The sequence below is a fragment of the Rhodococcus sp. KRD175 genome (genome assembly GCF_017168275.1).
Lineage (GTDB): Bacteria > Actinomycetota > Actinomycetes > Mycobacteriales > Mycobacteriaceae > Rhodococcoides > Rhodococcoides fascians.
In genome coordinates, this window is sequence record NZ_JABFAQ010000015.1 from 32,708 (window position 1) to 47,397 (window position 14,690).

Consider the following 14,690-nt stretch of genomic DNA (forward strand, 5'->3'; position numbering starts at 1 on the left):
GTGCCTTCCTCGAATCCCAGGGCATCCCGGTACCTCCCGGCATGTTCCCGCCGCAGTACTCCACGGTCCCCGAGCCGGCGCGACAGGTCGGCTAGAGCAACGAAAAGAACCCCGCACCTGGTTGCCAGGTGCGGGGTTCTTCTATGTGATCGGTTCGGTGACTCAGACTCCGACGGTGACGTCGGCCGAGTGCACGCCCGCGCCCTCGGGCGTGATGACGGTGTCGCCGTTGCCCGATGCGGACAACGCCCGCAGCGTCCACTGTCCGGGGGCAGCGAAGAAGCGGAAATCGCCGGTTCCCGACGCGACGACCTCGGCGGTGAATTCGCCGGTGCCGTCGAGGAGACGGACGAATGCGCCCGCTACCGGCTCACCGTCGCCGGCGAGGACACGGCCGGTGATGACCGTTTCCTTCTCGACGTCGACGCCTGCGGGGATGGTCTGACCCTGCACGGGTGCTCCACACATATCAGTGAACCTCCAATTCGATGGGTGCTCCGACGAGGGAGCCGTATTCGACCCAGCTGCCGTCGTAGTTCTTGACGTCTTCCTTGCCGAGGAGCTCCTTGAGCACGAACCAGGTGTGGCTCGAGCGCTCACCGATGCGGCAGTAGGCGATGGTGGCCTTGCTGTCGTCGTAGCCCTTGGTCTTGTACAGCTCTTCGAGTGCCTCGTCGGACTTGAACGTGCCGTCCTCGTTGGCGGTGGTGCTCCACGGGATGTTGATCGCGGACGGGACGTGGCCCCGCTGCTGAGCCTGCTCCTGCGGGAGGTGTGCCGGCGCGAGGATCTTGCCGGAGAACTCGTCGGGGGAGCGGACGTCGATCAGGTTCTTGTTGCCGATGGCGTCGATGACCTCGTCGCGGAATGCGCGGATCGACAGATCCGGTGCCTCGGCGCGGTACTGGGTGTTCTCCCGGCTGACGACGTCCTTCGACAGCGGGCGGCCGTCGAGCTCCCACTTCTTGCGGCCGCCGTCGATCAGCTTGACGTCCTTGTGGCCGTACAGCTTGAAGTACCAGTAGGCGTAGGCGGCGAACCAGTTGTTGTTTCCGCCGTAGAGCACGACGGTGTCGTCGTTGCTGATGCCCTTGGCCGAGAGCAAGCCGGAGAACTGCTCCTGATCGAGGAAGTCGCGGCGAACCGGGTCCTGTAGGTCCTTGCGCCAGTCGAGCTTGACCGCACCTTCGATGTGTCCGCCGTCGTAGGCGCTGGCGTCTTCGTCGACCTCGACGAAGACGATCTTCGGTGCGTTCAGGTTCTGCTCGGCCCAGTCGGCAGAGACCAGGACGTCGGAGCGAGCCATGGTGTTCCTTTCGGTCTTTCTTGTCGGATCAGGGGGTAGTTGTCACGCTGCGGTGCGCGAGTTGCCGCGCAATCGAGCTGCGAGGGGGTAGATCATGCAGCCCAGGCACACTGCGAACGCTGCGTTGAGAAACGCCGCGAAGAGCGCGAAGCCTGTCGCTACGGTGCCGACGACGGGAGCGCCGAGAGCGAATCCGAGGACTCCGACGGCGGCGAACACGAAGCCCACCAGTTGGGCGAACTTCAACGGGGCCACCGGCTCACGTTCTGTGGTCGGTGAGCGCCGCGGCGCGACGAATGTCGCGTAGATCGTGCCGTACGGACTGTGCTTTGGTCCGCGGACGGCTCCGATTCCGAACACGATCGCCTGGAGCCCCAGCAGGATTGCCGCTGCGGGAACCGAGACCGTGCTCGCGAGGAGGACGACGACCAGAACTGCGGTGGTGATCCACGCGGCGAAGCGCGGACCACGGACGTCGACCTGGTCGATCGTGGTGGTGTGGGTGTCGGATGTCGACATCGAGAGGTACTCCTGTGCGAGGCCGGGGCACGGCTTGTCGCCGGTGCACGGATGTGGATTTCGATCATCGGGCCGGCATCACGCATGGGCGTGGCGGCAGACGGAAATCAGCAGCAGCGACAGCAACAACCGCCCAGTCGGCACAGATCAACCGTGCGTCGACTGGTGAGCATGAGCTCGCGGCGGGAGAACACGAAGTGCATCCTACCCGTTACCAGGGGCGCGTCGTACCGCCCACCTGAGTAGCTCTTGCCTTACAGCGCGTCGAGAGCCTCGCGCAGGGCTGCGGCCGACGGCACGCCGGCAATTCTCGAACGCCGACGCAGTTCTCCGTCGAGGACGAAGGTCGTCGGCAGCGAGAGCACTCCGAGTTCACGGGCGAGAACAGGATGAGCATCGATGTCGAGTTCGACTTCGCGTGCGTCGGTGCGGTCGGCGAGAACCTGATGCACCACACGACGCACGGCAGCGCACGGACCACACCAGTCCGCCGAGAAGTGCAAAATCGTCGGAGTTCCCGAGGTGACGCCCGCATCGACGAGCAGCGGAAGAAGGTCGTTGGAATCGGTGGACGCGATGGTGCGGACGGCACCGGAACGACGACGCAGAATCAGTCCGACAGCAACGGCAAGGACCGCCACGACAACCAGAACTGTGATCCCTGTCACGGCCTTTCGATCTCGTTGAGGTCGATGTTCACGTTCTCTCCCGACCCTTCGACGACGATCTGTGAACCCTCCGCGTAGACGTCCGTCGGCAGCAGTCCGAACGGCAGGCTCTGGCGTTCGATGGTCTTGGTGAACAGGCCGAGAACTGTGGGCTTGGCGAAATCGGGAATCGTGAAGTCGGCCTGCCCCTCCGGTCCGAAGTAGAAGTCCGATGCCACGATGGCGACACTGTCACCTTCGAGCAGAAGGTCGGCCTGCACGCTGACGGTGGTCTGCAGCGGTCCCACCGGAACCGTTCCCGTCAGTACGACGCCACCGGCGGTGGTCTTGCCCGACCCGCCGGAGCCGCCCGTGCCGTCGGACTTGTCGGCCGGAGGTGCGGAAACCTGCAGGTCGACGATGCCGAGGAACCGTCCGAGATCGGTTGCCTCGATGCGGACGCGGCCGTCGAGCTCGTCCACCGGGATGTCGCGGACGTTGTTGTCGATCAGGTCGGACAGGGCGATGTGGACGCCGCGCAGATTGGCTTCGATGGTCGTCGAGCCGACGTATTCGGTCGGGACGTCCTGGGCCCGGATCTCGATGTTCTGATAGCGGCCGTCGGCGGCCTGGGTGAGGAACGGAAAACCGTGCACGATCACCTGGGGGTCCGAGGTGAGTTCGCCGCCGTCGCGGATGGCGCGCGAGACGCGATATTCGGAGTAGGCCGCGGCCCCGAAATCGACGACGAGCGCGAGGGCCAACAGGCTGACGAGTCCGATGAGAAGTGTGCGCACCGGTCCATTGTGACCGAAGCATCGCGTACTGCCCGCTTCGACCGGTTGTACGGACAAGCTAGTCTGTGTCCTTGACGATCACTCGATTCCAGCGTCGGCTGGACCGGCCAGCGGTAAGAACGGAGACGCAGTGGAGCTCCTGTTACTGACCTCCGATCCCAATCCGGAGGGCGTACTCCCGTCTCTTGCGTTGCTGGCTCACCACATCCGGCCGGTACCGACCGAGGTGTCTTCTCTCCTCGAAGCAGGTTCTGCCGACATCGCGCTGGTGGATGCACGTACCGATCTGGCTGCTGCTCGCGGTCTGTGTCGGCTGCTCGGTAGTACCGGCTCGGCCATCCCCGTGGTCGCGGTCCTGACCGAAGGCGGCCTGGTCGCAGTCAATTCCGACTGGGGGCTCGACGACATCCTGCTGCCCGGCACAGGTCCCGCGGAACTGGACGCTCGGCTACGTCTGTTGGTCGGCCGGAGCGGCGGGGTTGCGAGTCCCGAGACGTCGGGCAAGATCACGCTCGGTGAGTTGGTCATCGACGAGGGCACGTACACCGCGCGGTTGCGCGGTCGCCCACTCGATTTGACCTACAAGGAATTCGAGTTGCTGAAGTACCTGGCTCAACATGCGGGCCGCGTCTTCACCCGCGCCCAGTTGCTGCAGGAAGTATGGGGCTACGACTTCTTCGGTGGCACTCGCACCGTCGACGTCCATGTTCGACGCCTCCGCGCCAAGCTCGGTACCGAGTACGAGTCGCTGATCGGAACGGTGCGGAACGTGGGCTACAAGGCCGTGCGTCCGTCGCGTAACTCCAAGGGCGGTACGGCTCCGGACGCCATGGCCGGCGATTCCGACGATGCGGATTTCGAGTTCGAGCAAGAGAGTACGCTCTCGTAGATGAATTCGGATACTGCGTTCGACGTCCACCCCCTCGACGGCGACGCACCGTCCTCGCGCGTCAGCGACGAGATTCACCGGATTCTTTCGCGTGCAACCGAAATCGACGGTACGGCACCGCTGTCCGAGCAGGCCGTCAAGGCCGTCGACGCGGGTGAGAGCGTCGTTCGATTCGTTGCCACCGACGCAGATCGAGTCGTCGGGTACGTCGGCGTCGCCGACGGTATGGCCGAGGCAGTGGTCGATCCGGAGTATCGCGGTCGTGGCATAGGTCGGCGATTGGTCACCAGCGCACTCGATCTCGGCTCCGGCACGCGGATCTGGGCGCACGGAAATCTGCCCGCAGCACAGTCGGTGGCGCGTGCGCTCGGGCTGACGGTGGCCCGGGAACTGCTGCAGATGCGGCGGGCCGCGGCAGAGCCCGAACTGCCCGATGTGGTTGTACCGCAAGGTATTTCGCTGCGAACCTATCGTGGGCACCAGGACGATGCCGAATTGCTGAGGGTGAACAACGCGGCGTTCTCCTGGCATCCCGAGCAGGGCGGCTGGACCGACCGCGACATCGCGTCGCGGCGAGACGAGCCGTGGTTCGATCCGGCTGGTCTCTTCCTGGCCTTCGAGGAAGGCAGTGACCACCTGCTCGGATTCCACTGGACGAAAGTTCACGCCGCTGAGGATCGGGTCGTTCCGCAGGCTCCACTCCCTGGGGGCAACGACCCGGCCATCGGCGAGGTGTACGTGGTCGGTATCGATCCGCAGGCGCAGGGTCGCGGTCTCGGACGGGTACTGACCCTGGCCGGGCTGCACTATCTGCGCGGTCGTGAACTGGACCAGATCATGCTGTACGTCGAGGCCGACAACACCGCGGCGGTGCACACGTACACCAAGCTCGGGTTCGCGAATTACCACGTCGACGCCGCGTACGCGCGGACCGCGTAATCGGACATTTCCAGCACGGTGTTCATCTTCCGTTCACCCACGCGGGGGTAAACGTCTACCACCTGCCTTTACCTTTCTCTCTGGGCGGCAACCTACGCTGCCTGGTGCGAGGGTTCTTCTGAGCCGGCACCTTCACAGTCGCAGCGCGAACCTCGAGTTCGCGCCGCGATCACGGCCCAAGATTCCTCGGAGGAAACAGGTGAACCTCAAGCGCAACGGTGCTCTCATGAGTGCAGTGGCAGTCAGTGCCATGTTGCTGGCCGCATGCGGTAGCGACGCGAACGTCGCCACCACGGACGGTGCATCGCAGTCCTCGGCTTCGTGCGAAGGCAAGTCCCCGTTGACCGGTGAAGGCTCGTCCGCACAGCAGAACGCCATGTCCAACTTCACCTCGATCTACTCCGGCGTCTGCGCAGGCAAGGCCGTCGAGTACACCACCAGTGGTTCGGGTAACGGCCGCACGCAGTTCGTCGCGGGCCTCGTCGACTTCGCCGGCTCCGACTCGTCCATCAAGGACGACCAGGCCGCACAGGCCGCCGTGCGCTGCGCCAACAACCCGGCGTGGAACCTGCCGTTGGTCTTCGGCCCGGTCGCAGTGGCCTACAACGTCGACGGTGTCGACAACCTGGTGCTGAACCCCGACGTCATCGCGCAGATCTTCACCGGCAAGATCACCACCTGGAACGACCCGGCCATCGCTGCACTCAACGAGGGCGCAACGCTCCCGTCGACCGCGATCACCCCGGTCTACCGCTCCGACTCGTCGGGCACCAGCGACAACTTCCAGCGCTTCCTCGCGGCATCCGCTCCCGAGGCATGGACGCTGAACCACAGCTCCGATTGGGCCGGCGGCGTCGGCGAAGGTGCCAACGGATCCTCGGGCGTCGCCCAGGCCGTCGCCGCCACCCCCGGTGCCATCACCTACGTCGAGAAGGGCTTCGCCGACCAGGAGTCGCTGGGCAAGGCCGCCGTCGACTTCGGTAACGGACCGGTCGAGCTGAGCAGCGAGACCGCAGGCAAGGCAATCGACGCCGCGAAGTTCAAGGGCGAGGGCAACGACCTCGTCATCGACATCGACGGCCTCTACGCCAGCGACGCAGCGGACACCTACCCGCTGGTCCTCGCGACCTACGAGATCGTCTGCTCGAAGGGCTACGACGCCGACACCACGGCAGCAGTCAAGTCCTTCCTGCTCAGTGCAGCCAACGAGGGCCAGCAGGGCCTCGAAGAAGCCGGCTACGTGCCGCTGCCCGACGCATTCAAGGAACGCCTGGTCACCGCCATCGAAGCGATCGCCTGATCCTCGATAAACCCGGTTTCGCCTTCGGCTCGCGGTGACGCGGGCCGAAGGCGGACCACCCTGCATCGACACGAGACAGTGAGCGGTATGAGCGACACCCACTCGATCACCGGCATCCCCTCAGCGGCTACCGTGCCTACCACAGGTGCCGCCCACGAACCGGAAGAACCACAATTGTCAGACTCGAAAACATCGGGGACGGTCACCCGTCCCGGTGACAGGATCTTCTCCGGCCTGGCCAAGGGCTCGGGCATCTTCATCATCGCCCTGATCGCTGCGGTCGGCATCTTCCTGCTCTGGCGAGCGATTCCCTCACTGTCCAACAACACGGTCAACTTCCTGACCTACAACGGCGCGTGGGACACCTCGAACACCTCGGCAATGGTGTTCGGTGTACTCGACCTGTTTCTGGTCACCGTCACCGTGTCGTTGTTCGCTCTGATCCTGGCGATGCCCGTCGCGCTCGGTATCGCGATCTACCTGACGAACTACGCACCCAAGCGTGTTGCCGGACCGCTCGGCTACGTCATCGACCTCCTCGCCGCCGTCCCGTCGATCGTCTTCGGCCTCTGGGGCCTGTACGTCCTGGCCCCGGCGATCAGCCCGTTCGCCGAATGGCTGAACTCGTCGCTGAGCTGGTTCCCGCTGTTCAGCACTGGCTCGGTATCGATCGCAGGCGGCGGCACCATCTTCACCGGCGGCATCGTGCTCGCCGTGATGATCCTGCCGATCATTGCCGCCGTGACCCGAGAGGTGTTCGTTCAGACGCCCAAGGGCCAGGTCGAGGCGGCCCTTGCGCTCGGAGCCACTCGCTGGGAAGTTGTTCGCACCACGGTCATTCCGTTCGGCAAGTCCGGCTTCGTCAGCGGTTCGATGCTCGGTCTCGGACGCGCACTCGGTGAGACCATCGCGCTCTACATCATCATTCGCAGCACCCAGGCGACCTTCGGCGGAACGTTGTTCGACGGCGGTTCCACATTCGCGACCAAGATCGCGCTGGCAGCAGGCGAGTTCAACAACCCGCTGCAGGCCGGTGCCTACATCGCCGCCGGTCTGGTGCTGTTCGTCCTGACCTTCGTCGTCAACGCCGGTGCCCGCGCCGCCATCGCCGGAAAGAAGGACTGACCCATGACCGCAACCATGGACAAGCCCGTCAAGGAGCCCACGTTCCAGGGCGTCAGCGCCCGGCGCAAGGCGTCGAACCTCGCGGCGACGATTCTCGTCAGCCTGTCGGTGCTCGTCGCCCTCGTACCACTGATCTGGGTGCTCTACACGGTGATCTCACGTGGACTGTCCGCTGTGGTCGCACCGGCCTGGTGGCAGAACTCGCAGGCCGGAATCACCCAGTTCATCGCCGGCGGTGGTGCGTACCACGCGATCGTGGGAACCCTCCTGCAAGGACTGTTCTGCGCCGTCATCTCCATCCCGATCGGCATCTTCGTCGCCATCTACCTCGTCGAGTACGGCGCAGGGACCAAACTGGCCAAGGTCACGACGTTCATGGTCGACATCCTCACCGGTGTTCCGTCGATCGTCGCGGCCCTGTTCATCTACGCGCTGTGGATCGCCACCTTCGGGTTCCAGCGCTCCGGTGTCGCCGTTGCCTTCGCCCTCGTGCTGCTGATGATTCCGGTCATCGTGCGGTCGGCCGAGGAGATGCTGCGCATCGTTCCGCAGGATCTGCGCGAGGCGTCCTACGCACTGGGCGTGCCGAAGTGGAAGACCATCGCCAAGATCGTCATCCCCACCGCGCTTTCCGGCATCGTCACCGGCATCATGCTGGCGCTGGCCCGAGTCATGGGTGAGACGGCTCCGGTGCTGATCCTGGTCGGCTCGGCCACCGCTATCAACTTCAATATTTTCGAGGGGCCGCAGACGTCACTGCCGCTCATGATGGTCGACCTGCAGAAAGCAGGAACCGGCGTGCTCACCGCGGAGCGCATGTGGGGAGCAGCCCTGACGCTGATCCTGATCGTCGCAATACTCAACATCGGCGCGAAGTTGGTCTCGAAGTTCTTCTCGCCCAAGAACTTCTGACCCACCCGACTCCAGAGAATCCTAAGGAATCAGAACATGGCAAAGCGTCTCGATCTCAAGGACGTCAACATCTACTACGGCAAGTTCCATGCCGTCTCCGACGTCACTCTGGCAGTCCCGCCGCGCAGCGTCACCGCGTTCATCGGACCGTCCGGCTGCGGTAAGTCGACCGTCCTGCGTTCGCTCAACCGTATGCACGAGGTCACGCCCGGCGCTCGCGTCGAAGGTTCGGTGCTGCTCGACGGCGAGGACATCTACGGCAGTGGCGTCGACCCCGTCGGTGTGCGACGCACCATCGGCATGGTCTTCCAGCGACCCAACCCGTTCCCGACCATGTCCATCAAGGACAACGTCGTCGCCGGGCTGAAGCTGCAGGGTGGCCGCGGCAAGAAGGAACTCGACGAGATCGCCGAGCGCTCGCTCAAGGGTGCCAACCTGTGGACCGAGGTCAAGGATCGCCTCGACAAGCCAGGCGGCGGACTCTCCGGTGGTCAGCAGCAGCGTCTGTGCATCGCCCGCGCCATCGCCGTCTCTCCCGACGTGTTGCTGATGGACGAGCCGTGCTCGGCCCTGGACCCCATCTCGACACTGGCGATCGAGGACCTGATTCAGGAACTCAAGCAGGACTTCACGATCGTCATCGTCACGCACAACATGCAGCAGGCCGCGCGCGTGAGCGATCAGACCGGCTTCTTCAACCTCGAGGCAACGGGCAAGCCCGGCAAGCTGATCGAGATCGACGACACCGAGAAGATCTTCTCCAATCCGACGCAGAAGGCCACCGAGGACTACATCTCCGGTCGCTTCGGATAACCGCACACCGCACAGAGAACCCCCGCCGAGCGAAAGCTCGACGGGGGTTCTTCTTTGTGCGCCTGCCCTGGGTTCGAGATCGAGTAGCGTTGTCGCGCAGCGCTACTCGACCTCGAGCGAAGTGGGTGCTACGAGCTGGGAATGTTCTGCTGGTGGAGGTCGGCGGGAAGCTGGCCGGTGACGAGGAAGATGACTCGGCGGCCGACCTCGACGGCGTGATCGGCGAAGCGTTCGTAGAAGCGGCCCAGCAGGGTCACGTCCACTGCGGCGGCGACGCCGTGGCTCCACTCACGGTCCATCAGCACCGTGAAGAGGTGACGGTGCAGATCGTCCATCGCCTCGTCCTCTTCCTGCAGCTTCGCAGCGCGCTCGGGATCGCGGGTCTCGAGCACCTCACGGGCCGACGCACCGATCTGCACGGCGAGGCGTCCCATCTCGGCGAAGTAGCCGTTGACGACCTCGGGGAGGGCATGGTTCGGGTGCCTGCGACGGGTGATCTTGGCGACGTGGAGTGCGAGTGCGCCCATTCGGTCGATGTCGGCGACGATCTGGATGCCGGCCACCACCGAACGGAGATCGCCCGCGACCGGAGCCTGCAGCGCAAGAAGCGTGAATGCCTTCTCCTCGCAGATCGCGCTGAGCTCGGTGATCTTGTCGTGCTCGGAAATGACCTGCTCGGCGAGAACCAGGTCTGCTTGGAGGAGAGACTGCGTGGCCTTTTCCATGGCCGCACCAGCCAGGCTCGCCATTTCTCCGAGGAGATCGGCGAGCTCGTTCATCTGTTCGTTGTAGGCGACGCGCATGAGCGCAGTTTAGTAGGTCACACCGACCAGTTCTCTGTCCCGAGGGTTAACGGGGAATGAATGGAGTCAGGCGCACGTGTCGTCGGCCGCGTTGGTGAACGACAGATCCTCGGGCAACTGTGCACTTTCGGTCGTTCCCTCCACCTGGGTGGGGTCGATCTGCGCACCGACCTCGGCCGGGTACTGGGTGTAGCCCGGGTAGTTGGAACCGAGGACCACTTCCACGACGTTGTTCAGGCTCGGAGCCAGTTCGATGGCAGCACCGGGTATCGCCGACGCCACCGTCGCCGCAGCGGCTTCCTGATCCTGGGAGTACCGAACGACGGTCTGAGCGGCGGAGCCGGAGAAGTTGCCGACCGTGAGGATCTGGAACCCGTACGTCGCCAGCTGATCGGATGCGGTCTGTGCCATTCCCGCGATGTCCGACGCGTTGGACACCTGCAGCGACACGGTGCCCGGATCGACGGCCAGCAGCGGGGCGTCGGGAGCGGCGGGCGGCGGGGTCGGTTCCGGTGTCACCGGTTCGGCCCGTTCTTCGCCGGGCAGGGGTAGGTCGTCGATGATCGCCTGGAAGATGGCACCGATGGCGTCTTCGTTGGGGATCTCGTTGCCGTAGTCGTTGGTTCCGGTGGTGGGAATGGTCAGGAAGGTCACCGCGCCGGCGTCGACGTTCTGCAACGAACGGCCGAGCGTCACCAGGTCCTGAGTCTTGACGTTCTCGACGAAGGTGTCGGAGGTGAACGCGTTGACGAATCCGTTCAGCTTGCCCGGGTCGAGAAGAACCTTGTTCGACAACGCCGATCGCAACAGTGACGACAGGAAACGCTGCTGGCGCTTGATGCGGCCGTAGTCGCCGTTGCCCTCCGATTCGATGTTGCGTGCCCGGACGTAGTTCAGTGCGGTGCGGCCGTCGATGCGTTGGGTGCCGGCGTTGGGGAGCACGTCTCCGAGTTCGTAGTCGACGAGAGGCTGCGCGGTACACACCTCGACACCGCCGACCTCGTCGACCATGGACTCGAACCCGGCGAAGTCCATGCCGACGAAGTGTCCGATCCGCAGTCCTGAGATCTTCTGAATGGTCTTGACCAGGCATTTCGGGCCGCCGAGGGCGTAGGTGGCGTTCAGCTTGTCGCCGTACGCCTCCGGAAACATCTCACCGGTGTAGGTATTGGTGACGTTGTCGAACTGCTCGCACTCGGGGCGGGTCACGTCCAGGTCGCGCGGGAACGACACGGCGACGACGCGGCTGCGGTCGGCCGGAATGTTGACGAGCATGACGGTGTCCGATCGAGATCCCTCGGCATCGGTAACGGTTCCTGCGCCCACCTGCCCACTGGCACCGGCGCGCGTATCGGTGCCGACGATCAGGTAGGTCTCGTCTCCGTACTGGCCTGCGGCGTCGACGACGTCGGTCGAATCGGGGTCGAGCGCGGCGACTTGGAGGAATCCCTGATCGGTGTTGCGTAGATAGCCCCACACCACTCCGGTGAGTGCCACGGCGAGGATGGCGACGATCGAGACCAGACTTCGGCCGATCATGCGTATCCGTCGTCGTCGCCGTACTCGGCTCATCGCCAGACGCGTCAGTGCCGGCCGGTCGGCGGCGGGTGCTCCGACGGGTTCGGGGGCAGCGGTGATCGGTGAGATGACCTCGGTGGGCTCTTCGACGTCCGGCCGTTCGGGGGGATCACGTCGGGTGGCTCCCGAACGAGACATCTTGTCGACCAGCTCGGCGACCGACACCGTGTCCGCGTTGCGCGGGGAGCGTTTACCCAGTCGGCCGCTGTCACCCGGCTTCGGTGGAGAATCGGAGTCTGTCGAGTCGGGTTCCGAACCAGAGGGGTCGGGTGTGGCGGGGTCGTCGGACCGAGGAGGACGTTGTCCGGAACGTCCGCCTGCGCCGGTTCGTCCGATAGAGGACAGCGGGCGCTCCCATGGGGCGCGACCCTCGGGCACAGACGGGCCCGACTCTCGATCGTCTCCCACGAATTCGAACCTGGCCTTCCATCACACGCATGTGCCGTCTACTCGGCAATCCAAGCCATAGTACTGACTCGAGCGGCGCGGTCCACTTCGTGCGAGACGGGCCCTGGTGAGGGGTCGATCAGCCGCCGGAATGCATCAGATCTGCACCGGCGGGGACACACAGGTCCTCCGGATCGTCGAGCCATCCGTCGGGCAGCGACACTGCGCCGGGCGAGCCCTGCCGGCCGCGGGGACCTTCGGCGTCCTTGGGAAACGGAACGGTTGGATCCAGTTGCGCCAGAAGGTCGTCCAGTTCGGCGAGGGTCGACACCAGTGCCATCGACACCCGAAGATCCGAGCCGGCGGGAAAGCCGCGCAGGTACCAGGACACGTGCTTGCGCAACTCTCGGAGGCCTTTGCCCTCACCGTGGTGCTGCGCGAGCAACTCGGCATGGCGCGCGATGATAGTGGCCACCTCACCCAGGGTCGGCGGCGTCGGCTCTGGCCGCCCGTTCAGGCGGGCACTGAGCTCGGCGAACAGCCATGGACGACCGAGGCAGCCACGCCCGACGACGACGCCGTCGCATCCGGTTTCCGCCATCATGCGGACGGCGTCGGACGCCGAGAAGATATCGCCGTTGCCCAGGACGGGAATCCCGGTGACGTGCTCCTTGAGTCGAGCGATCTCGTTCCAGTCGGCGGTGCCGGAGTACCGCTGCGAGGCAGTGCGGGCGTGCAACGCCACGGCCGCTGCACCCTCGTCGGCGGCGATCCGGCCGGCATCGAGATGGGTGTGATGGTTCTCGTCGATTCCGACACGGAACTTGACCGTGACGGGGATGTCGGTGCCCTCGGTGGCCTTGACCGCCGCAGCCACGATGCGGCCGAACAGGTTTCGCTTGTACGGCAATGCGGCACCGCCGCCCTTGCGGGTGACTTTCGGGACCGGGCAGCCGAAGTTCATGTCGATGTGATCGGCCAAGTTGTCGTCGACGATCATTTTCGCCGCGGCGTACGTGGTGTCCGGATCGACCGTGTAGAGCTGCAAGGACCGGGGGGTTTCGGTGGGCCCGAACGTCGTCATGTGCATCGTGGCGGGTTGCCGTTCGACGATAGCGCGTGCGGTGACCATCTCGCAGACGTACAGACCGGACGTGCTGCCCGCGCGCTCGAGTTCCTGCTCACGGCACAACGTGCGGAACGCCACATTGGTGACGCCGGCCATCGGTGCGAGGACGACGGGGCTGCGCAACTCCAGGGAGCCGATCTGCAATGTCATGGAAAACAAGCCTTTGGAACGAAGGGAGAACTTTCAGGAGAAAAGGCAGTGCCCGGCACCGAAGTCGGTACCGGGCACACCAGTCGATCGAAACTCAGGACGCGCGTGCTTCGGCCTTGGCGCGTTCGCGGGCCAGCGAGCGATCTCGCATCTCCTCGAACTTGGTGGCCTGACGTTCGAGGTCTTCGAGGAACGCGGCGAGTTCTTCGCGCTTGTTCTCACCGCGGGCGGTGAAGTCGTTGCGCTCGAAGACGCTCCACTTGCGCAGCACGGGCCAGACGACGTCTTCGAGGTGCTGACGCAGGTCGTAGATGCCGTGCTTGGCCATCAACACACCGTTGCGGCGGAAGTTCGGCATGCCGGCACCGGGCATGACGAAGTTCGTCACGATGTCGGAGACCGCGTCGAGGGTCTGGTCGGGTGCGATGTCCATCGCTGCGCCGGTGATGTTGCGGTAGAAGATCATGTGCAGGTTCTCGTCGGCGGCGATGCGCTGGAGCATGCGGTCGGCGATCGGGTCGTCACAGACCTTGCCGGTGTTGCGGTGCGAGACGCGGGTCGCGAGTTCCTGGAACGTCACGTACGCCACCGAGTGGAGCAATCCGGTCTGCGAACCTGCGGGCGAGGCGAAGCCGTTGGTCATGTGGATCATGCGGGCTTCTTCGAGGGCGACGGGGTCGACGCCTCGGGTGACGACGAGGTAGTCGCGCATGACGATGCCGTGGCGGTTCTCTTCGGCGGTCCAGCGGCCGACCCAGGTTCCCCAGGCACCGTCCTGGGAGAAGTTCTCGGCGATCTCACGGTGGTAGGACGGCAGATTGTCCTCGGTGAGCAGGTTGGTGATCATCGCGGCCTGCGCGACGTCGGAGAGCTTGGACTGCTCCGGGTCGTAGTCCTTGCCGCCGAGGGCGGCGAAGTTGCGGCCTTCGTCCCACGGCACGTAGTCGTGGGGATGCCATTCGCGCGCCATCGAAATGTGACGGTTCACATTGTCCTCGGCAGTGGGCACCAGCTCTTGCAGAAGCTCGAGCTGTGTCAGATCCCTCGCCATTAGATCGCCTCCATAGATTGCGTACGACCGGTCCAGCTTACGGCACCGTAGGTTCGGTGTGAACCGTGTCGCGGCTGTTCACTTGCTGTTCGAGCAGTCGTGACGACCGACATCGGCCGATGTGGGGATCTTCGCGACTGCTGCAGTTCTCCCTGCACGTCGCTGCGGACGGGCCGATCGTTACCCCGAGTGTACGGACCGGGTGCCGCCGAATGCAGTTCGGCGGAAGGGTGTGTGGTGCCCCCAGTAGGACTCGAACCTACGACCTGCGGATTAAAAGTCCGTAGCTCTACCAACTGAGCTATAGGGGCGCGGATCGAAAGTGTAATGGGCAGTGCAGCCGTG

General features: G+C 64.7%; 15 protein-coding genes and 1 tRNA gene. 6 read left to right on the top strand and 10 right to left on the bottom strand.

All coding sequences use genetic code 11. The annotated features are described in order from the left end of the window. Positions 1 to 162: 162 nt before the first annotated feature. The 5 genes from J1M81_RS20415 to J1M81_RS20435 all read right to left on the bottom strand — a co-directional run bounded on the left by J1M81_RS20415 (position 163) and on the right by J1M81_RS20435 (position 3,269). Positions 163 to 468 carry a DUF1416 domain-containing protein gene (locus J1M81_RS20415; protein WP_008719402.1) on the bottom strand — a complete coding sequence of 102 codons (306 nt, stop codon included), beginning with the start codon at positions 466 to 468 and terminating at the stop codon, positions 163 to 165. 1 nt (position 469) lies between these two features. Continuing rightward, on the bottom strand, positions 470 to 1,306 hold the full coding sequence (locus J1M81_RS20420) for a sulfurtransferase (protein WP_027495862.1): 837 nt from the start codon (positions 1,304 to 1,306) through the stop codon (positions 470 to 472). A 42-nt stretch (positions 1,307 to 1,348) separates the two neighbouring features. After that, a complete protein-coding gene (locus J1M81_RS20425; RefSeq protein WP_027495863.1) occupies positions 1,349 to 1,825 on the bottom strand; it encodes a DUF4395 domain-containing protein in 477 nt (158 codons plus the stop codon). Between the two features lie 254 nt (positions 1,826 to 2,079). Continuing rightward, a complete protein-coding gene (locus tag J1M81_RS20430; protein ID WP_032400963.1) occupies positions 2,080 to 2,493 on the bottom strand; it encodes a thioredoxin family protein in 414 nt (137 codons plus the stop codon). Further along, positions 2,490 to 3,269 carry an LmeA family phospholipid-binding protein gene (locus tag J1M81_RS20435; RefSeq protein ID WP_206498727.1) on the bottom strand — a complete coding sequence of 260 codons (780 nt, stop codon included), beginning with the start codon at positions 3,267 to 3,269 and terminating at the stop codon, positions 2,490 to 2,492. The genes J1M81_RS20430 and J1M81_RS20435 overlap by 4 nt, the downstream gene beginning before the upstream one ends. A gap of 130 nt (positions 3,270 to 3,399) precedes the next feature. Here J1M81_RS20435 and J1M81_RS20440 point away from each other — a divergent pair, with 130 nt between their 5' ends. From J1M81_RS20440 to pstB, 6 genes are all read left to right on the top strand, one after another. Beyond that, complete coding sequence (locus tag J1M81_RS20440) at positions 3,400 to 4,158, top strand: response regulator transcription factor (RefSeq protein WP_027495866.1); 759 nt, start codon at positions 3,400 to 3,402, stop codon at positions 4,156 to 4,158. Next, complete coding sequence (gene mshD, locus J1M81_RS20445) at positions 4,159 to 5,097, top strand: mycothiol synthase (RefSeq protein ID WP_206498728.1); 939 nt, start codon at positions 4,159 to 4,161, stop codon at positions 5,095 to 5,097. Between the two features lie 199 nt (positions 5,098 to 5,296). Further along, positions 5,297 to 6,397 (top strand): phosphate ABC transporter substrate-binding protein PstS, encoded by a 1,101-nt coding sequence (gene pstS / locus J1M81_RS20450; RefSeq protein WP_032367500.1) that lies wholly within the window; start codon positions 5,297 to 5,299, stop codon positions 6,395 to 6,397. Between the two features lie 87 nt (positions 6,398 to 6,484). Continuing rightward, on the top strand, positions 6,485 to 7,522 hold the full coding sequence (gene pstC, locus J1M81_RS20455; protein WP_027495869.1) for a phosphate ABC transporter permease subunit PstC: 1,038 nt from the start codon (positions 6,485 to 6,487) through the stop codon (positions 7,520 to 7,522). Positions 7,523 to 7,525: 3 nt separating this feature from the next. Further along, positions 7,526 to 8,434 carry a phosphate ABC transporter permease PstA gene (pstA, locus tag J1M81_RS20460; protein WP_027495870.1) on the top strand — a complete coding sequence of 303 codons (909 nt, stop codon included), beginning with the start codon at positions 7,526 to 7,528 and terminating at the stop codon, positions 8,432 to 8,434. Between the two features lie 36 nt (positions 8,435 to 8,470). After that, positions 8,471 to 9,247 (top strand): phosphate ABC transporter ATP-binding protein PstB, encoded by a 777-nt coding sequence (pstB, locus tag J1M81_RS20465; RefSeq protein ID WP_027495871.1) that lies wholly within the window; start codon positions 8,471 to 8,473, stop codon positions 9,245 to 9,247. Positions 9,248 to 9,375: 128 nt separating this feature from the next. On the opposite strand, the gene phoU is transcribed toward pstB, so the two are convergent. From phoU to J1M81_RS20490, 5 genes are all read right to left on the bottom strand, one after another. Then, positions 9,376 to 10,050, bottom strand: a complete 675-nt coding sequence (gene phoU, locus J1M81_RS20470) for a phosphate signaling complex protein PhoU (RefSeq protein WP_027495872.1) — start codon at positions 10,048 to 10,050, stop codon at positions 9,376 to 9,378. Between the two features lie 66 nt (positions 10,051 to 10,116). After that, on the bottom strand, positions 10,117 to 12,036 hold the full coding sequence (locus J1M81_RS20475; protein WP_206498729.1) for an LCP family protein: 1,920 nt from the start codon (positions 12,034 to 12,036) through the stop codon (positions 10,117 to 10,119). A 118-nt stretch (positions 12,037 to 12,154) separates the two neighbouring features. Continuing rightward, positions 12,155 to 13,294, bottom strand: a complete 1,140-nt coding sequence (gene dusB, locus J1M81_RS20480; protein ID WP_206498730.1) for a tRNA dihydrouridine synthase DusB — start codon at positions 13,292 to 13,294, stop codon at positions 12,155 to 12,157. A 94-nt stretch (positions 13,295 to 13,388) separates the two neighbouring features. Further along, positions 13,389 to 14,345: an acyl-ACP desaturase gene (locus J1M81_RS20485; protein ID WP_032381649.1), complete on the bottom strand. Its 957-nt coding sequence runs from the start codon at positions 14,343 to 14,345 to the stop codon at positions 13,389 to 13,391. 235 nt (positions 14,346 to 14,580) lie between these two features. Continuing rightward, a tRNA-Lys gene (locus J1M81_RS20490) sits at positions 14,581 to 14,656 on the bottom strand. Positions 14,657 to 14,690 lie beyond the last annotated feature (34 nt).